General features: G+C 53.1%; 24 protein-coding genes and 1 tRNA gene. 21 read left to right on the forward strand and 4 right to left on the reverse strand.

Annotated elements, in window-relative coordinates:
• Positions 1-47 precede the first annotated feature (47 nt).
• From OCV66_RS07025 to OCV66_RS07050, 6 genes are all read left to right on the forward strand, one after another.
• Complete coding sequence (locus OCV66_RS07025) at positions 48-929, forward strand: branched-chain amino acid ABC transporter permease (protein ID WP_054326506.1); 882 nt, start codon at positions 48-50, stop codon at positions 927-929.
• Between the two features lie 15 nt (positions 930-944).
• Positions 945-2021, forward strand: a complete 1077-nt coding sequence (locus tag OCV66_RS07030) for a branched-chain amino acid ABC transporter permease (protein ID WP_054326430.1) — start codon at positions 945-947, stop codon at positions 2019-2021.
• Position 2022: 1 nt separating this feature from the next.
• Positions 2023-2781: an ABC transporter ATP-binding protein gene (locus OCV66_RS07035; protein ID WP_107631714.1), complete on the forward strand. Its 759-nt coding sequence runs from the start codon at positions 2023-2025 to the stop codon at positions 2779-2781.
• A gap of 15 nt (positions 2782-2796) precedes the next feature.
• A complete protein-coding gene (locus OCV66_RS07040) occupies positions 2797-3504 on the forward strand; it encodes an ABC transporter ATP-binding protein (protein ID WP_054326431.1) in 708 nt (235 codons plus the stop codon).
• Between the two features lie 13 nt (positions 3505-3517).
• A complete protein-coding gene (locus OCV66_RS07045) occupies positions 3518-4144 on the forward strand; it encodes a cytidylate kinase-like family protein (RefSeq protein ID WP_054326432.1) in 627 nt (208 codons plus the stop codon).
• Between the two features lie 259 nt (positions 4145-4403).
• Positions 4404-4494: transfer RNA gene (locus tag OCV66_RS07050), tRNA-Ser, on the forward strand.
• A gap of 172 nt (positions 4495-4666) precedes the next feature.
• Here OCV66_RS07050 and OCV66_RS07055 read toward each other — a convergent pair.
• Together OCV66_RS07055 and OCV66_RS07060 are read right to left on the reverse strand one after the other, a co-directional pair.
• On the reverse strand, positions 4667-5800 hold the full coding sequence (locus tag OCV66_RS07055) for a site-specific integrase (RefSeq protein ID WP_147573994.1): 1134 nt from the start codon (positions 5798-5800) through the stop codon (positions 4667-4669).
• A 131-nt stretch (positions 5801-5931) separates the two neighbouring features.
• Complete coding sequence (locus tag OCV66_RS07060; RefSeq protein ID WP_147573995.1) at positions 5932-6933, reverse strand: DUF4236 domain-containing protein; 1002 nt, start codon at positions 6931-6933, stop codon at positions 5932-5934.
• Positions 6934-7249: 316 nt separating this feature from the next.
• On the opposite strand from OCV66_RS07060, the gene OCV66_RS07065 reads away from it, so the two are divergent.
• Positions 7250-7399 (forward strand): hypothetical protein, encoded by a 150-nt coding sequence (locus OCV66_RS07065; RefSeq protein ID WP_262564080.1) that lies wholly within the window; start codon positions 7250-7252, stop codon positions 7397-7399.
• Positions 7400-7431: 32 nt separating this feature from the next.
• On the opposite strand, the gene OCV66_RS07070 is transcribed toward OCV66_RS07065, so the two are convergent.
• Positions 7432-7794: a helix-turn-helix domain-containing protein gene (locus OCV66_RS07070; RefSeq protein ID WP_147573996.1), complete on the reverse strand. Its 363-nt coding sequence runs from the start codon at positions 7792-7794 to the stop codon at positions 7432-7434.
• A 145-nt stretch (positions 7795-7939) separates the two neighbouring features.
• On the opposite strand from OCV66_RS07070, the gene OCV66_RS07075 reads away from it, so the two are divergent.
• Positions 7940-8095 carry a hypothetical protein gene (locus OCV66_RS07075; RefSeq protein ID WP_262564082.1) on the forward strand — a complete coding sequence of 52 codons (156 nt, stop codon included), beginning with the start codon at positions 7940-7942 and terminating at the stop codon, positions 8093-8095.
• Between the two features lie 180 nt (positions 8096-8275).
• On the opposite strand, the gene OCV66_RS07080 is transcribed toward OCV66_RS07075, so the two are convergent.
• A complete protein-coding gene (locus tag OCV66_RS07080; protein WP_147573997.1) occupies positions 8276-8692 on the reverse strand; it encodes a DUF2513 domain-containing protein in 417 nt (138 codons plus the stop codon).
• A gap of 69 nt (positions 8693-8761) precedes the next feature.
• On the opposite strand from OCV66_RS07080, the gene OCV66_RS07085 reads away from it, so the two are divergent.
• From OCV66_RS07085 to OCV66_RS07145, 13 genes are all read left to right on the forward strand, one after another.
• Positions 8762-9040: a helix-turn-helix domain-containing protein gene (locus OCV66_RS07085; RefSeq protein ID WP_147573998.1), complete on the forward strand. Its 279-nt coding sequence runs from the start codon at positions 8762-8764 to the stop codon at positions 9038-9040.
• Complete coding sequence (locus OCV66_RS07090) at positions 9037-9258, forward strand: hypothetical protein (protein ID WP_147573999.1); 222 nt, start codon at positions 9037-9039, stop codon at positions 9256-9258. The genes OCV66_RS07085 and OCV66_RS07090 overlap by 4 nt, the downstream gene beginning before the upstream one ends.
• 90 nt (positions 9259-9348) lie before the next feature.
• Entirely contained in the window at positions 9349-9528 is a 180-nt protein-coding gene (locus tag OCV66_RS07095) for a hypothetical protein (RefSeq protein ID WP_147574000.1), read from the forward strand.
• The gene (locus OCV66_RS07100; protein WP_147574001.1) at positions 9528-11438 is read left to right on the forward strand and encodes an AAA family ATPase; all 1911 of its coding nucleotides are present in this window, start codon (positions 9528-9530) and stop codon (positions 11436-11438) included. The genes OCV66_RS07095 and OCV66_RS07100 overlap by 1 nt, the downstream gene beginning before the upstream one ends.
• On the forward strand, positions 11435-12085 hold the full coding sequence (locus tag OCV66_RS07105) for a phage replication initiation protein, NGO0469 family (protein WP_262564086.1): 651 nt from the start codon (positions 11435-11437) through the stop codon (positions 12083-12085). The genes OCV66_RS07100 and OCV66_RS07105 overlap by 4 nt, the downstream gene beginning before the upstream one ends.
• Positions 12082-12783, forward strand: a complete 702-nt coding sequence (locus tag OCV66_RS07110; RefSeq protein ID WP_262564088.1) for an MBL fold metallo-hydrolase — start codon at positions 12082-12084, stop codon at positions 12781-12783. Before OCV66_RS07105 ends, OCV66_RS07110 begins: the two co-directional genes overlap by 4 nt.
• 66 nt (positions 12784-12849) lie before the next feature.
• A complete protein-coding gene (locus OCV66_RS07115; protein ID WP_147574003.1) occupies positions 12850-13842 on the forward strand; it encodes a DUF4373 domain-containing protein in 993 nt (330 codons plus the stop codon).
• The gene (locus tag OCV66_RS07120) at positions 13839-14741 is read left to right on the forward strand and encodes a hypothetical protein (protein WP_147574004.1); all 903 of its coding nucleotides are present in this window, start codon (positions 13839-13841) and stop codon (positions 14739-14741) included. Before OCV66_RS07115 ends, OCV66_RS07120 begins: the two co-directional genes overlap by 4 nt.
• A gap of 29 nt (positions 14742-14770) precedes the next feature.
• Entirely contained in the window at positions 14771-15082 is a 312-nt protein-coding gene (locus OCV66_RS07125) for a zinc ribbon domain-containing protein (protein ID WP_147574005.1), read from the forward strand.
• Positions 15075-15665 (forward strand): methyltransferase domain-containing protein, encoded by a 591-nt coding sequence (locus tag OCV66_RS07130; protein WP_262564091.1) that lies wholly within the window; start codon positions 15075-15077, stop codon positions 15663-15665. Before OCV66_RS07125 ends, OCV66_RS07130 begins: the two co-directional genes overlap by 8 nt.
• Positions 15649-15918: a hypothetical protein gene (locus OCV66_RS07135; RefSeq protein ID WP_147574006.1), complete on the forward strand. Its 270-nt coding sequence runs from the start codon at positions 15649-15651 to the stop codon at positions 15916-15918. Before OCV66_RS07130 ends, OCV66_RS07135 begins: the two co-directional genes overlap by 17 nt.
• Positions 15915-16154, forward strand: a complete 240-nt coding sequence (locus tag OCV66_RS07140) for a hypothetical protein (protein WP_147574007.1) — start codon at positions 15915-15917, stop codon at positions 16152-16154. Before OCV66_RS07135 ends, OCV66_RS07140 begins: the two co-directional genes overlap by 4 nt.
• The coding region (locus OCV66_RS07145; RefSeq protein ID WP_262564093.1) for a hypothetical protein at positions 16154-16360 on the forward strand (207 nt) is incomplete at its 3' end. The genes OCV66_RS07140 and OCV66_RS07145, both read left to right, overlap by 1 nt.

The following is a 16360-nucleotide window of genomic DNA, read 5'->3' on the forward strand; positions in this document are numbered from 1 at the left end:
CCCACAAGCAAAAAGAGAAATAAAAGAGATTTGAGGTGTTCCGAATGATGGGTTTCCTGAATCATCTGATCAACGGCGTGAGTCTGGGCAGCATCTATGCGATCATCGCGCTGGGCTATACCATGGTCTACGGTATTGCGAAGATGCTAAACTTTGCCCACGGCGATGTGATCATGGTGGGCGGATATATGTGCTTCTGCGCCACGACCTATCTGGGCTGGCCCGCTCCGGCGGGCGTACTGCTCGCGGTCGTTGTCTGCACAGCGCTTGGCGTTGTGATCGAACGGCTGGCCTATAAGCCGTTGCGCATGGCGCCGTCACTGGCGGTGCTGATTACGGCGATCGGCGTTTCCTATTTCCTGCAGAACGCGGCGCTGCTGATCTGGGGCTCGGGGCAGAAAAGCTTTACCTCGGTCGTAAAGGGCAGCCCGTTCCAGTTGTTTGACGGACAGCTTACGGTCACGCCGGTCACGCTGGTCACGGTGCTTGCTTGCATTGTTATCATGATCGTGCTGACCCTGTTTACCAACAAGAGCAAAATGGGTACGGCGATGCGTGCAGTTTCCGAGGACAAGGGCGCGGCGCAGCTGATGGGCATTAATGTGAACACGACGATCTCGCTGACGTTCGCCATCGGTTCCGGCCTGGCCGCGATCGCGGGTGTACTGCTGTGTTCGGCCTATCCGACGCTGATGCCGACGACCGGCTCGATGCCCGGCATTAAAGCGTTCACCGCGGCAGTGTTCGGCGGCATCGGCTCGATCCCGGGCGCGTTTGTCGGCGGCATCCTGCTGGGCGTGATCGAGATTTTCGCGGGCGCATATATTTCAACCCAGCTTTCCAACGCGATCGTATTCGCGGTGCTGATCCTCGTGCTGCTGGTCAAGCCGGACGGGCTGCTCGGCAAACGCGTGAGCGAAAAGGTTTAAGGGGGCGGCGCTGCGATGAAAAAGTTCAAGAAATATGCGGCCTCTAAGGCCGGACGCGATACGCTGCTGTCCTTCGGCATTGTGATCGCCGGCTACATCTACCTGCAGGTGATGGTGGCGACGGGCAATATCTCCAGCTTGCTGGAAAGCCTGCTTGTGCCGATCTGCGCGTATGTCATCATGGCGGTTTCGCTCAACCTGACTGTGGGTATCCTGGGCGAGTTGTCGCTCGGCCACGCGGGCTTTATGTCGGTCGGCGCGTTCGCGGGCGTCGTGACGACGACCTGCCTGGCGGAAGCGATCCCGTCCGCGCCGCTCCGGCTGGCGGTCGCGATCCTTGTGGGCGGTATCTGCGCTGCGGTCGCGGGCGTGATCGTGGGCGTGCCGGTGCTGCGTCTCAAGGGAGACTATCTGGCGATCGTCACACTCGCATTTGGCGAGATTATAAAAAATATCATCAATGTGCTGTATATCGGCCTGGACAGCACGGGACTGCACTTCAGCCTGCTCGAGCAGCGGTTTGAGCTGGCGGAAGGTGGGGAAATGATCATCAACGGGCCGATGGGCGTGTCCGGCGTATCCCGACTGTCGACCCTCACCACCGGCTTTGTGCTTGTGCTGATCACGCTGTTCCTGATTTTGAACCTGATTAACAGCCGCGCGGGCCGCGCGATCATGTCCGTGCGCGATAACAAGATTGCCGCGGATTCGATCGGCATTTCGACCACGCGGTATAAGCTGATGGCGTTCGTCATTTCGGCAGCATTCGCTGGTATGGCCGGCACGCTGTACGGCATGAACTACACTACCATTACCGCGGCTAAATTTGATTTCAACACCTCGATTCTGATTCTTGTTTTCGTCGTGCTCGGCGGGCTGGGCAATATCTGGGGCTCGATCATCGCCGCGTCGCTGCTGACGATCCTGCCCGAGGTGCTGCGTGAGGTCGGCGAATACCGCATGCTGATCTATGCGATCCTGTTGATTGTGATGATGCTGTTCAACAACTCGCCGCTTAAGGCGCGGCTGCTGGAAAAGCGCGGTATGAAGCAGATGAGCAAGCTGGAAAAGAACGGGAAGGAGGGCGCGTGATATGGCAATGCTTGAAGTGACTTCGCTGGGGATTTCGTTCGGCGGCCTGCGCGCTGTTGACGAGCTTTCCATGAAAATAGAGGAGGGCGGGCTGGTAGGCCTGATCGGTCCGAACGGCGCGGGCAAAACCACTGTGTTCAACATGCTGACCGGCGTGTACCGCCCGACGGATGGCGGCATCCGGCTGGACGGGCAGAACCTGATCGGGAAAAAGCCGCACGATATCTGCAAAATGGGCGTGGCGCGCACGTTCCAGAACATCCGCCTGTTTTCCAAGCTGACCGTGCTGGACAACGTAAAGACCGGCCTGCATAACGAGATCACCTATTCGTTAGCGGAAAGCCTGTTCCATGTCGGCTCCTACCGCAAAAAGGAACGCGCCATGAATGAACGCGCGATGGAGCTGCTGGGCGTGTTCGGGCTGGAAAGCGTGGCGGATTACCAGGCGGCGAACCTGCCGTACGGCAAACAGCGCAAGCTGGAGATCGCCCGCGCGCTGGCGACCAATCCCAAGCTGCTGCTGCTTGATGAGCCGGCGGCGGGCATGAACCCGAACGAGACCGCCGAGCTGATGGAGACGATCGAGGTCGTCCGTAAGCGCTTCGGCGTGACCGTGCTGCTGATCGAGCACGACATGAAGCTGGTTTCCGGCATCTGTGAATACCTGTATGTACTCAACTTCGGCCGTTTGCTGGCCGAGGGGACGCCGGGCGAGGTGCTGAAAAATCCGGAGGTCGTCACGGCCTACCTTGGCGAATAAGGAGGGAAACGAAGTATGGCAATGCTGGAAGTAAAGGATATCAATGTGTACTACGGCCTGATCCACGCGCTGCGCGACGTTTCCTTTACGGTAAACGAGGGTGAGGTCGTCGCGCTGATCGGCGCGAACGGCGCGGGTAAAACTACGACGCTGCATACCGTCACCGGACTGTTGCCCGCCAAAAGCGGCACGGTGACGTTTGAGGGCAAAAACATCACCAGAAAGCCCGGGCATGAGATCGTCCGGCTGGGGATGAGCCATGTGCCGGAGGGCCGGCGGGTATTTGCGGGTCTGACCGTGCGTGAAAACCTGCGAATGGGCGCCTATACCCGACCGAAAGGCGAGGTTGAGGCATCTCTGGCGGAGGTCTACAAGCGCTTCCCGCGCTTGGAGGAGCGCAAAAACCAGGCGGCAGGCACGCTGTCCGGCGGCGAGCAGCAAATGCTTGCCATGGGCCGCGCGCTGATGGCAAAGCCGCGCATCCTGCTGCTCGACGAGCCATCCATGGGCCTGTCGCCGTTGTTTGTGGGCGAGGTGTTCAAAATCATTCAGGAGGTGTCTGCCGCGGGGACGACCGTCCTGCTTGTTGAGCAGAACGCGAAAAAAGCGCTCTCGATCGCGGACCGCGCCTATGTGCTGGAAACCGGAAGGATCGTAAAATCCGGCAAGGCGTCTGATCTGCTGAACGATGATTCCATCAAGAAAGCCTATTTGGGAGAGTAAGGGGGAAGCGCGAATGAAGCCGTATATTATCACGATCGCCCGCCAGTATGGGTCGGGCGGCAAAACGGTCGGCAAAATGCTGGCGAACAAGCTGGATATCCCGTACTATAATCGGGAGATTATCACGATGGCCTCCGAGGACAGCGGTATCAATGCCATGCTGTTTTCAGACGAACGGCTCAAGCCCGACTTTTTGACCCGCCTGCGCAGCCGCTATAAAGGAGATACAAGCGTAATCAATGACTCCTCCAAGGCCTATCTGCGTGACAACGCGCTGTTCGACTATCAGGCGAAAATCATCTGCAAGCTGGCCGATCAGGGGCCGTGCGTGCTGATCGGGCGCTGCGCGGACTATATCCTCAAGGGGCGGCCGGACGTGGTTCGGGTGTTCGTCCACGCGGACGCGGCGTTCTGCCTGCAGGAGGCTATGAAAATAGATTCGATGCCGGAGGATGCGGTGGCCAGAAAAATCGCAGAGATCGACGAATACCGCGCCAAGTATTACAAGCACCACACGGGAAGCGACTGGTATGACGCGCGCAATTACGATCTGTCGCTCAACAGCGGTGTGCTGGGCTTCGACGGCGTGGTGGAAGAAATTGTGCAGTATATGCAGGTGCGTTCCCAATTCCAGAAATAAGGCTGCAGGTTGTGGCGGAATGACGCGGATTGCAAGCCACCCTGGGCGGTTCAGTATATCCGTTTTCGTGCAGCGTCGTGCGGCCGAATGCTATGAGATTCTAAAAAAGCCTTGTGCATCCGTGAAAAGATGCATAAGGCTTTTCTGTTGGGGGTACTGCTGTTGCGCATGACAATTGCAAAAAAAGAGAAAAAAGGCTTGACGAAAGCAAGGATATAGGATATAATATATCTCGTCCTCTGTGAGAGCAGCAGACTATGGAGAGTTGGCTGAGTGGTCGAAGGCGCACGATTGGAAATCGTGTAGGCGTGATGAGCGTCTCCAGGGTTCAAATCCCTGACTCTCCGCCATAAAGTACCGGAATCGATGTGATTTCGGTGCTTTTTGATTTTTATAGTCTAAAAATGTTATGTTAAAATAATATCAATAATTCGGCAGATTTTAAAAATTGGCCCAAAAGTGGCCCGACCTTTCAAAAAATTCCCCGGATATCTTACGGCAGGCAGACAAATCTGGGGGTTTTTATTTTTCGGCGGCGATTTCTTTTGCTGGAATGGTAGGGAATATGCCTTCGATCACGCGCTTGGAGGCCGCAGCGGTCGTGTCGAAATCTTCGTGTAGGTATCTTTGCGTGGTCTCGATCTTTGTATGCCCCAAAAGATTTTTGACGGTGTTCAGATCGGCACCGCTGTGGATCATCATCATGGCTGCTGAATGTCGAAGGTCATGTATCCGGACGCTGTCATACCCCATTTGTCTGCGGAAGGCATACCAACGGCGCGTGATAGCGTTGGGTGATGGCAGTCTTCCGTCCAGCTCGCACACATACTGCACGATCCGGTCGCGCGGGAACGCTTGCCGGACTGCTTGTAGTACGTCCTTGATATAGGGTACCAGATACATTACGCGGTGGCTGCTGGAGGTTTTCAGCTTTGGCGTCCATACGGTTTTTTTATCGCCGTCGTAGGTGTATTGACCGGATACTGTGATGGTATCGTTTTTGAAATCAATATCCGCCCAGCGCAGCCCCAGAGCCTCGCCACGCCGGAGACCGTAGACGACGCACAGTAGCACGACCAGATAGAGCTGCTCATCGTATTCGGGCAGCGCCTCGAGTATCTTTCGTGCGTCCTCTGGCTTGATTACGGAGGCGTGGAACGGTTCTGTTTCCTGTGGCAGAATTGCCTTGGCGCAGGGATTGTCCTGCATCAGCTTACTTTCTACGGCGTAATTACAGGCGGCTTTGAGGACGCGATGCGCATAGGCGATCGTTCCACGACGCATCGGCTTTCCTTTTTTGGTTGTCATCTGCGCAATGTTGGCATAGGCGGTTTCTACGCGGATCCGGTTGAGCTTGCTGATCGGGACGGCTCCCAGCTCGTTATTGAGCAGTGCGGCGCATCCTTCATACCCTCTGATCGTGTTCGCTGCTCTGCCGCGCATCTTGCAGGCCTCGATATAGGCAGCGAGCAGCTGCTGCACCGTCATTGTGTCTGCATCGGCAGGACGGCCAGCATGCGACTCGATATATTGTCGTTCCCATTCTAACGCGGCCTTCTTGGTGGGGAATCCGGTTTTCAGTTTCCGCTTGCGGTTCCCTGCTTCATCGTACCAGCTGGCGCGGGCAGACCAGCCGCTTTTTTCCTTTTGGACCATAAAAAATACCCCTTTCTTACCGTAAAAAAGTATGGTAAAATAGAGGTACAGATTGACCGGTCAAGATTGATCTGTACCTCTTTATCCCGTCTCTGTGTTGGTAGCGCAGGGGCGGGATTTTTAATTTTCTGTTACTGAATATTAGGATTAGAGAATAATATGTCAGTATTCAATCCGGCAGGAGATTTCAGCGCCAATTCACCATAAAGGCAGATAGGAAGTTCACGATTATCCTTAAATCTTTTATCTGGTCCGCCAGATTTATTGACGTATTTCCATGTGGTTCCCACGATTTGGGCATCGTTAGGTACACTTTCGCTTTCAACGAAACGTGTGCGTTGCGCACTTGATTCAATATCCCAATAACTTAAAGCGCCAATTTTTCGCGACTTCATGATAAATAACTTATCAGGAAGAAATATTAAGTTCTCTTTTCCAGACTTTACACAAACTGCTGATACGCTTGATCGAAATGGAAATGGTGTCTTATCAGATACTTTACAGGCGACTCTCCTTACAGTTGAAGATGCCCCGCTCGAATATTTTCTATCAATAACTTTGCCTGATTGCATGATGCGCCAAACCTTGTCACATGTGAGAAGATGACGGATGGGGCGCATGCGTTCTTTTATGTGCTCTAACTCTTCTTCATCAATCTCGTATTCCAAATCAATAACACCGCTTCTCTTAACATAAATTTTTGCAGCTACTGCAATCGCAAGTAAAACTAAGAAAATTGGTGTTCCACACGATAAAAGAAAGAATATAACTATACACGCAGTTGAAATAGTGTTCAGTAAAAGTGCCCTGTTTGCACTTTTCAATATATCTTCAACGCCATCGGAGCACATAGTTTCGATATTTGTATTCTCAATGTCTTGTTGGCCGTACAAATTTGAATTGGTGGACTCATTCTGCCTATTTTGCTGACGGTTTTCGTGGTTGCCCCCTGATGTCTCGGTTACATGAGATATACCAGTTCCGGGGATGGAAACAGTACGACGCACACCGCCATTTGCGGTTTTCGTAACACGGTATCCTTTTACACCCCAGCTATATCCGATTCCAGACTTGCTTAAGTTAATTCGGAAGCCGCCGCCCAAGTTAATGCTCTTCCTGTATCGGAATCCCATTATATTTACCCTCCTGCAATTGACAAATAGTGCCAATTCTGTATAATGTATTTGGAGAGTGCGCGTGTCATAATGTACTTTCCGTAAGACCGTCGAGGGGTAGGAGCCTTGGCGGTCTTTTTTTATTTATAATTCAAAAGTCCTGAATATTGTACTTATCTTTTTTTGTCGAGAAATAACGCTTGAAATTATTTCCTCATAGGGTTAGAATAAAAACACCGAACAAATGTTCTTAAAATCCGGCGCATCAGGAAGTAACCAAATGAGTGCAGAGAGATAGCGTATTTGGTTGACTAAACATAAAGGAGAAACCGACATGGAAAGTATTAATTCAAGGATTGTCGTTAGCGATGCACAAAGCAGAGAAGATCAAAGAAAGATTGATGAAATAGAAAATCTTCTTAAAATAGCAAACGCAGAAGAAATTGACTTAATACTAAGATTTTCCATTCACTTGCTTAAATAAAATCACTTAGCTGCTTGAAAAAGCAGCTTTTTTTATGGCTCGTTAGCGATTTCATTCATTTTGCGTTCGAGCATTTCCCATTCCACTGGTGTCATGCGAGCTAATACGGCGATTAGCCTGCGTCGAAAGTCCGGCTCGCCTTTTAGGATATCACCCATAAACTCGGCTATTTCTTGATTCCGAGTTTTTTTTATAAGCATTTCGCCCTCTCCATTGCGGAGCCAATCCTCGTTTACGTCGAACTCTCGGCAAATAGAGGAAATCACGGCATCTAAAGGAATCCTTGTTCCATTTTCATATCCAGCAACAGTGGTTTGCTTTACTCCTATTCGTGACCCAAATTCAGTTTGATTGAGTTGCAAAGCTTTGCGCAACTCTTTTATTCGCTCATTCATTAAGAGCACCTCCTGTGATAAACAAAGTATAGCACAACTTTTAACGCGATGCAATATTTTTTCGAAAATATTATTGACTAATATAATGCTTTGCGATATAATTTCATTGCAAAGAGATTAAAATAAACCGCAAGGAGGTGAAAATATGAAACCAGAAGATCGTAAGGTTGTACGCACGCTTTCCGAAGCCTTTCAAGCACTTCCTGATAATAAGAAAGAATACCTGATTGGCTTTGCGGAGGGTGTTGTAGCTGCCAAAAATCAAGAAAACGAAAAAGAAGCAGACAAACCTGCATCATGAAAGGAGATGAATGAATGCTTATAGCGGTGTTGTTGATTTTGACCGGAGTATGCGCTATAGGATGGTTTGCACAATATGTAAGCACCGCGTCTTTGCTGTGGTATCTACAAGAAAAGAACTGCCCGTTTCCGACGCAAGAAGAATCAAGAAAAGGCAGTCAATTTGTTGTGGAACGCATTATTAAGGATTTCTTTGGAGGTAAGCGGTAATCGCAGCAGAAGTCATGCCTTGAGCTACGGCATTTATCGCTTGGATGGAATAGTCACGAATGGCGGGCAACGCCTTTTTAATCCCGCTCCAACGATCATCGTTTCGCACGGATGCGATGAACTCGTGTCCTCTGAATGTAATGCAATTTACATAGCATCGGCTAACGGCATTATCCGCAGCGCAGGATGTCAAGTTTATATATCCGGCCTGCTCAAGATTTTTGAGCGCATAGAATACCTCTGCTTGGTCATTATTGGGAAAATGTTCAGAAATCTTTCCAAACCAAACAGGCATGGATTCAATTTCTCCATCGCAATTTGAAACGTAATAAGATTGTGCTTCCAGAAAAAGCAGGACATTTCTAAATAAGTCAGTGTTGAGTTTCATGAATCCGCTTCCTTTCTATGTTCAGTATAGCACACTGTGGCAATGAAAGGCAAGCAAGGAGACCAAGCAATGTACAGAGGGATGGGTAGTACAGAAAAGAATATAAGTCCAATAAACAGGACAATGAAAGAGGTGATTCATTTGAAAAGCCGTCTGATCCAAGAAACCGTACCCTATACGGGCGCAATGGAGATGCTTGAATGCAGCAGATGCAAAATATGCGAGTTGTGCAAGTCGGGTGAGTTGGTTTCTATTATTCACGCAGGGAAACGCAGAATTTACATTGACAGCATTGAAGCGTACTCGGTGCGAATCCGTGAGAAAGCAATGAAAGAAGTGAAAACATGAAACATAAACTTTTTGCCGCTTGGCTGGCCGTACCCATCGCGGCGGCGGTGGCCTCGGACAGCGGCGCGCTGCTCACAGCGATTGCGTGGGTGCTGCTGGCGTGGATCGTGTCCGCGCTGGTGTGGCTGGAGCGGTACCGGCGGCGCGAGGAGCAGAAGCGGCAGCGGCGATTTAACCGTATGCGCCGCGCTGCGTGGGAGGACAATCATGCCTCATGAAAAAAGCCGCCACGGAACGGCAATTCCGAGACGGCCAAGCAAAAAATTATGAATTCACCTTTATAATACCCGCAAGGAGGCGGGAAGTCAATGAAAATTGAGACATTAACTGAAAAAATAACAAACGGCAAGTTTTCGGCAGTCGTAGACTATGCCAGCGATATCGTCAGCGTGGATATTGGGGACGGCAGTGAGCCGTTTGCAATTTCATCCTGCGCGGTAGACAGCCTCGCCGATTTCCTCGGCATTGTGAAAGAGAGGGTCGGCTGATGGATATTGAGATCAGAAGTTTGGATATCTCGAATTTCAAGGGTATCCGCAGCCTGCACCTGGATTTTCACAGCGGCGTGAACAGCCTGTACGGCGATAATGCGACGGGCAAGAGCACAGTATACGACGCGCTGACCTGGTTGCTGTTCGGTAAGGACAGCCACGGAAGCGGCACTTTTTCAGTCAAGCCGATCGATTTACCGGCAGGCGTAACTCCGGAGGTCACCGCAGTACTCTCCGTGAACGGAGAGGTGCTGAAGCTGCGCAAGACCCTGCGCGAAAAGTGGGAAAAACACCGTGGCAGCGCGGAGGCGCGCTATGCGGGCGATAAACGGGACTACTTCATTGACGACGTACCGCGCAAGGAAAACGAGTACAAGCGCATCATCTCGGACTACATAGACGAGGAGCACTTCAAGCTGCTCACCAGCGTGTACGCGTTTGCGCGGGACATGCACTGGAAGGACCGCCGCGCGCTGCTGGCCGAGGTCTGCGGCCTGCCGGACGACAGGACGCTGCTGGCCGGTGCGCCGCAGTTCGCGGAGCTGGCGGAAAAGGCAGGGCGGCGCACGGTGGACGACTACAAGGCGGCGCTCATGGCACAGCGCAAGGGCGCGAACGCATCGCTCAATGCATTGCCCATCCGTATAGACGAGTGCGAGCGCATGGCCGCAGAACTGTCCGGACTGCCGTTTGAATCCGCGCGCCAACATGCCGAGATGCTGCGGAAAGACCGTGTGCGGGTACAGACCGAACTGGTCAAGCTGGACGGCGACGCGCTGACTGTTCAGGCTGAGAACGAGCGCGACGCGCTGGCGAACAAGCTGCGCGGTCTGGAAAACGAAAACCGCGCGCACAGGGACAGCCAGTATGTGCCGGCGGAGGATGATACGGCCGCCCTGATGCACGCAGACGAACAGGCACGGGAAGCGCTGGATCAGGCCAAGCGCATACAGTCCGACCTGCAGCAGCGCATTGCGGACGGGAATACCCGCCTGGAAGATTATCGCATCCGTTGGCGTGCGATCGACAAGGAGCAGTTTGCCGGCGGCACCTGCCCGACCTGCGGGCAGGACCTTCCGGCGGCAGAGCTGGAGGCAGCAAAACAGCGGTTTGAGACCAGCAAGCAGGACCGCAAGAACGGCCTGCTCGAGGACAGCAAGCTGCTCAAGGCCGACATTGCATCCATGCAGACACGGCTGCAGGAGGTAGAGGCATCCCTGCCCAGCTTACAGGCGGCTGCCGATCAAGCTGCACGCGCATTGGCTGATTATACCCCGCCCGCGGCGCCGGTGATTGAGGATTTGCCGGACTATCGGCACCGTAAAGACGCGATCGGCCGCGCTATGGATGACTGCAACCGCCGAATCGAGCGACTGCGCACGGACAAGCAGGCAGAACGCGATCGGCTGGAAAACGAGTACAAGGAGATCACGGCCCAACTTCTTGAGAATGATACTATGCTCGCCAAAGAGCAGACGCTCGCAGATACCCGCCGCCGCGTGACTGAATTGCGGGAGGAGCAGCGCCGCGCCGCCGCAGAGGTGGAGGAAACAGACCGCATGATCGAGCTGTGCGAGGAGTTCGCGCGGTTCCGTGTGCAGTCGGTGGAGCAGTCGGTAAACAGCCATTTTCGATTGGCACGTTTTCGCCTGTATTCGGAGCAGGTCAACGGCGGCCTTATGGACTGCTGTGATGTAACGGTGGGAAATGTGCCATACGCGGATTTGAACAATGCGATGCAGATCAATGTTGGGCTGGACATTATTGAAACGCTTTCTCAGCACTATGACCGGCATGTACCATTATTTATTGACAACGCCGAGAGCGTGACCAAACTGCAGAACGCCGGTACACAGGTCGTGCGGCTGGTCGTTTCTGCGGAGGATAAGGAGTTGAGATTGGAATGAGCTTAAAGGCCAGGCGCAAACCTGCCAATAATATCCCGCCGATGGATGGCGGCACCTACATGGCGGTGTGCATCGGAGTGATCGACCTCGGCGAGCAGTATAAGCAGTTCGATAAGCAGAAGCAGGGCAAGTATGCAGAGGAATGTCTGTTCCTTTTCGAGATACCGGACGAGCGCGTTCATGTGGACGGAGAGGACAAGCCGCGGTGGCTGTCCTCCCGCCGGTATACAGTATCGCTGCATGAGCGCAGCGGTCTGTACCAGATGCTGACCGCATGGCGTGGCAAAGCGCTCAGCGACGCAGAGCTGGACCCAGCGGGCGATGGCTTCGACTTAATGCAAATGGCAGGGCAGGGCGCCATGCTGAGCGTGTCCGTGGTCGAAAAGGATGACGGCAGCCGGCACAACAAGATCGAGGCAGTGACCGGCTTCCCGAAGGGTATCCCTGTTCCGGAAATCGAAAGCGAGGTTCTCGTGTTTGACGCGGATGATCCGGACATGGAGGCGTTCGGCAAGCTGCCCGAGTGGATTCAGGATATCATCCGCAAGTCCACGCAGTTCGCGGCCGACCCACCGGAGGAGAAGCTGAATATCCCGTCCGCGGCCGGCGCCGCGCAGGAAGACCAGGGGGAGGCGTGTCCGATTTGACGTTTGCATCACTGGCGAGCAGCTCCAAAGGGAATGCCTATGTAGTGAGCGACGGGGACACCACGCTGCTGCTCGAGTGCGGGCTGACTTTTAAGGAGCTGCAAAAGCGGCTCGGCTATCAGGTCTCCGGCCTGACGGCCTGCCTCGTGAGCCACGAGCACCAGGATCACGCCAAAGCCGCGGCGCAGCTGCTGAAGCATGGCGTGCCGGTCTACATGAGCTATGGTACAGCGGCGGCGCACAAGGATGCGATGGATGCAGCTCGCATCATGCGGGCGGGGGAGGCGCTGCGGTTCGGCGCGTTGACGGTCATGCCGTTCCGGACGTTCCACAACACGGAGGAGCCGCTGGGCTTTCTGATCGGGGACGGCCGCACAGGGGAGCGCCTGCTGTTTGCGGTGGACACGGCGAACTTGGGTGTCAGGGCCGACCGGCTGACCTATATCGCTGTGGAATGCAACTACGAGGCCGCGCTGCTTGAGTACAGCGACCGTCTGACTGTAGCGCTCAAGGAGCGCATCCGGCACAGCCACTTTGAGATAGACCGTGTGATCCGCTGGCTGCACAAGCAGGATCTGTCCGGCGTACTGACTATCTATCTGCTGCACCTGTCCGCAGCGCACAGCCGGGCAGCTGCCTGGGAGGCACGTTTCCGGCAGGAGTTCCCGGGCATCAATATTGTGATTTGTAAGGAATAAGGTGCAAGGCAATCCGGCGCGGGGCGGCGCAGACCGCCCCAGCCTTGCCCAGCTGGAGGTGATGCGGTGGGCAGGCAGCCTAAACAGGGGCTTGACTATTTCCCTTTTGATGTAGGGCTTCTCAGTGATCCAAAGCTACGGAGGCCGCGCCAGAAATACGGATACCTGGCGCAAGTGATATACATTGCCCTCCTGTGCATCCTGTATCGGGATAAGGGGTACTACATCCCATACGGCGGAGAACAGCGGGAGGACGTGATTTGGCAGGTCGGGGATATGCTTAATGGGCGGTATTCGACCTCTTCCGAAACAATAGCGAATGTGATAGACGAGCTGGCGGCGTGCGGACTATTCAGCGGCGACCTGTTCAGGCGTGACATCATCACATCGACCAGAGCGCAGAAAGCATACTACACCGCGACAGTAGACCGGAAGTATGTGGACGTCAACTTCGACATCTGGCTTTTGTCCGAAACGGACATGAAAAAGCTCAGCTCGAAGTCTGTTATTCTGCAATCTTTTATTTCTCGTCCGATAAATACGGAAAATCGCCCGATAAATGAAGATGATCGGACGAAAAGTACACAAAGCAGAGAACAGAAAAGCAGAGAAAAGCAGAGTACAGAAAAGCACAGTATAGCAGAGAACAGCAGAGAACGCGCTGAGGCGCTGGCTGCTGATCTGGAGCGGCTAATCGGAATAGAGATTGATGATAATTTCCGGCTGGACATTGCCCGTCTGATACAGGCCGGTATGCAGGAAGCGGTCATTATGGAGGCTTCCCGCCAGACCGGAAATAAGCATCCGCGCAAGCCTGCCGCCTACCTGCGGACCATCTTGCAGGGCTATGAGCGGGACGGTGTGCTGACCGCGGCCGATCTGGAAGCCACAGCACCAAAGTCGGACAAGGCAGATCCAGCGGAGCGGAACATGAACAGGCCGATGTACCCAGGCGGCCCAACCGTGGCAGAGTGGGAAGCGCGTGAAGCAGAACTGCGACGGCAGGCAAAGGCACGTCGCCTTGGGAGCGCTTACACGGATCGAAGTGGAGATATATGAGGATTGGTCTAATTGATGTGGATGGGCATAACTGGCCGAATATCGCGCTGATGAAAATATCCGCATATCACAAATCTATTGGTGATCATGTAGAATGGTGGGACGGCTTTTCACAGTATGACCGTGTATACATGTCCCGCGTCTTTGATGATACCTATTCAGAGGACGAACCGGAGCCTTGTAATGCTGCGGAGATTATTAAAGGCGGCACGGGATACGGTCTGGATAACCGTCTGCCGGACGAAATCGAACATATCATGCCGGACTACGGCCTGTATCACTGGATGCCGCAGGATACTGCCTATGGGTTTCTGACGCGCGGATGTCCACGAGGCTGTCACTTCTGTATCGTATCAGAAAAAGAGGGGCGGGGCTCGAGAAAGGTTGCAAATTTAAGCGAGTTTTGGAGCGGGCAGAAAAAAATTAAACTGCTCGACCCAAATTTACTCGCATGCACCGATCACATGGAACTGCTAGAACAGCTTGTGCAGAGCGGCGCATGGGTGGACTTTACACAAGGCTTAGATGCACGGCTTTTGACTGAGCAAAACATACAGGAGTTAAACCGCGTCAAACTGACAGAAATACACTTTGCGTGGGATTACATGCAAGAAAGCGATGCTGTACTGCGCGGTTTGCGCCTGTATGCAAAACTGGCAAATCGGCGTCCGCACGGAAAATTCGGGACGGTCTATTGCTTAACAAACTATGATACCACGATGCAAGAAAACCTGTACCGCATATATACCTTGCGGGATATGGGATATGACCCCTATGTGATGATATACGATAAGCCGAATGCGCCGCATGAAGTACGGCTTTTGCAGCGCTGGTGCAATAACCGGAAGATATTTCGGACGCAGCCGGATTTCGAGAGGTATGATCCGAAAAGAAAGTAGAGACCGCATAGATTTGAGGAGGCTTAGAAATGACACGGGAAGAAGCGGTTAAATTTGCAGAACACGCCGTGAATATTACCGGCATATCAGAGGTCAAAGAGTTTTACAGGATGGCCGCTGTCGCTCTCACCCCGCCCACGCAAGAGCAGGTGGAGAAGGTGTGGAGGGGCGAGTGGATAAACACTAACAACGAGGTGGAGCAAATGTGCAAATGCTCAAAGTGTGGCTATCCAATAAGCTATTTTTGGAGTAGGACGCAATTTTGCCCGAACTGCGGCGCACCCATGACGGACGAGGCCGTGGGGATGGTGATGGAGAGATGGGAGGAGCTGCATGGATAATCTGACAGCATGCCGGATCATTGGCGGGAACACAGCATATAAGCGGGTTGAGAGTGACTTTTACCCAACACCGCCAGAGGCTACCGTAGCCCTGATGGATTTCCTGGATCTCCCGAAAGGTACAAAGATCTGGGAGCCAGCCTGCGGTCAGGGCCACATGGTCAAGGTAATGGAGCAAATGGGATACTCTGTAATCGGGACGGACATCCAGTTTGGAGATGATTTCCTGACCACCCCCCTGATGGACTGCGAATGGATTATCACCAACCCACCGTTTTCCCAGTCAGAGCAGTTTATCGCTCGCTGCATTGAGCATGGCCTACCATTTGCGCTGTTGCTTAAATCACAATACTGGCATGCGGCGAAACGCCATCCGCTGTTTAATCTGCAACAGCCTGAGATGATTCTGCCGCTGACATGGAGGCCGGATTTCATGTTCAAGACCAGAGGGAATGGTTCGCCTCTGATGGATGTAATGTGGGTACAATGGCACCCAGACTATCACTCTACGACCCACTACATCCCGCTTCACAGACCAACTAAAGAAAGAATGGAAGTGCTGAAAGATGGCAAGACCGATTGATGCATATACACTAAACAATGATCTCGTGTCTTGGTACAATGACACCGAAGATGAAAAGGAAAAATCTATCCTACGGCGGGTGATGCAGAGAGTGGTTCAAGCGCCCACAATCACCCCGCCGAACGAGCCGTTGACGTGCGAGGGATGCTATTACATCAAAAATGACGACTATCCGCCGTGCGCATGGTGCATTCGGTCGAAAGTAAACGAAGATTACTACCGTCGCCCGCCGGAGGGAGAGGTGGACACATGATGGACATTTCTGGCACTGGAATAAAACATATCACCATGTTTGACCGGCAGTACACGCCGGAAAAGCAGGCGGAGGGGCTTGCGATCTCACAGGCTATCGTGTTTGGGCATTGTGACAAATGCGGATTTTTACAACAATGCTCCACGCAGGGAGAGACGTTTCAATTTCCTGTGTTTGCGTGGTGTATGCGACGCAAGGAGGAAATCCTTGCAGATATGCAAAAGGAGGAAACCTGATGGACATCGAAAAAATTTGCAGCGACGCAAAACTGACTGGTTGGTCGCCGGAAACCACGATCAAACACCTTCATGACCTCGCGGAGCATTTCCCGCAGTTGAGCTTTTCCCATAACAGCCGCACAGACATCAATGCCGAGGTGGTCGGCGCGCTACGCCATGGAATATATGCGATTGCCAATCTGATGCGAGAAAATGCCACGCTC

The sequence above is a fragment of the Agathobaculum ammoniilyticum genome (assembly GCF_025567315.1).
GTDB classification, from domain to species: domain Bacteria; phylum Bacillota; class Clostridia; order Oscillospirales; family Butyricicoccaceae; genus Agathobaculum; species Agathobaculum ammoniilyticum.

What these genes read in the sequence shown, in the direction of transcription:
- OCV66_RS07040 (WP_054326431.1), top strand. Translation starts at nt 2,797, where the DNA reads ATGGCAATGCTGGAAGTAAAGGATATCAATGTGTACTACGGCCTGATC.
- OCV66_RS07060 (WP_147573995.1), bottom strand. Translation starts at nt 6,933, where the DNA reads ATGGGATTCCGATACAGGAAGAGCATTAACTTGGGCGGCGGCTTCCGA.
- OCV66_RS07140 (WP_147574007.1), top strand. Translation starts at nt 15,915, where the DNA reads ATGATGGACATTTCTGGCACTGGAATAAAACATATCACCATGTTTGAC.
- OCV66_RS07045 (WP_054326432.1), top strand. Translation starts at nt 3,518, where the DNA reads ATGAAGCCGTATATTATCACGATCGCCCGCCAGTATGGGTCGGGCGGC.
- OCV66_RS07120 (WP_147574004.1), top strand. Translation starts at nt 13,839, where the DNA reads ATGAGGATTGGTCTAATTGATGTGGATGGGCATAACTGGCCGAATATC.
- OCV66_RS07030 (WP_054326430.1), top strand. Translation starts at nt 945, where the DNA reads ATGAAAAAGTTCAAGAAATATGCGGCCTCTAAGGCCGGACGCGATACG.
- OCV66_RS07105 (WP_262564086.1), top strand. Translation starts at nt 11,435, where the DNA reads ATGAGCTTAAAGGCCAGGCGCAAACCTGCCAATAATATCCCGCCGATG.
- OCV66_RS07100 (WP_147574001.1), top strand. Translation starts at nt 9,528, where the DNA reads ATGGATATTGAGATCAGAAGTTTGGATATCTCGAATTTCAAGGGTATC.
- OCV66_RS07085 (WP_147573998.1), top strand. Translation starts at nt 8,762, where the DNA reads ATGTACAGAGGGATGGGTAGTACAGAAAAGAATATAAGTCCAATAAAC.
- OCV66_RS07055 (WP_147573994.1), bottom strand. Translation starts at nt 5,800, where the DNA reads ATGGTCCAAAAGGAAAAAAGCGGCTGGTCTGCCCGCGCCAGCTGGTAC.
- OCV66_RS07135 (WP_147574006.1), top strand. Translation starts at nt 15,649, where the DNA reads ATGGCAAGACCGATTGATGCATATACACTAAACAATGATCTCGTGTCT.
- OCV66_RS07080 (WP_147573997.1), bottom strand. Translation starts at nt 8,692, where the DNA reads ATGAAACTCAACACTGACTTATTTAGAAATGTCCTGCTTTTTCTGGAA.
- OCV66_RS07065 (WP_262564080.1), top strand. Translation starts at nt 7,250, where the DNA reads ATGGAAAGTATTAATTCAAGGATTGTCGTTAGCGATGCACAAAGCAGA.
- OCV66_RS07125 (WP_147574005.1), top strand. Translation starts at nt 14,771, where the DNA reads ATGACACGGGAAGAAGCGGTTAAATTTGCAGAACACGCCGTGAATATT.
- OCV66_RS07095 (WP_147574000.1), top strand. Translation starts at nt 9,349, where the DNA reads ATGAAAATTGAGACATTAACTGAAAAAATAACAAACGGCAAGTTTTCG.
- OCV66_RS07070 (WP_147573996.1), bottom strand. Translation starts at nt 7,794, where the DNA reads ATGAATGAGCGAATAAAAGAGTTGCGCAAAGCTTTGCAACTCAATCAA.
- OCV66_RS07035 (WP_107631714.1), top strand. Translation starts at nt 2,023, where the DNA reads ATGGCAATGCTTGAAGTGACTTCGCTGGGGATTTCGTTCGGCGGCCTG.
- OCV66_RS07090 (WP_147573999.1), top strand. Translation starts at nt 9,037, where the DNA reads ATGAAACATAAACTTTTTGCCGCTTGGCTGGCCGTACCCATCGCGGCG.
- OCV66_RS07075 (WP_262564082.1), top strand. Translation starts at nt 7,940, where the DNA reads ATGAAACCAGAAGATCGTAAGGTTGTACGCACGCTTTCCGAAGCCTTT.
- OCV66_RS07025 (WP_054326506.1), top strand. Translation starts at nt 48, where the DNA reads ATGGGTTTCCTGAATCATCTGATCAACGGCGTGAGTCTGGGCAGCATC.
- OCV66_RS07130 (WP_262564091.1), top strand. Translation starts at nt 15,075, where the DNA reads ATGGATAATCTGACAGCATGCCGGATCATTGGCGGGAACACAGCATAT.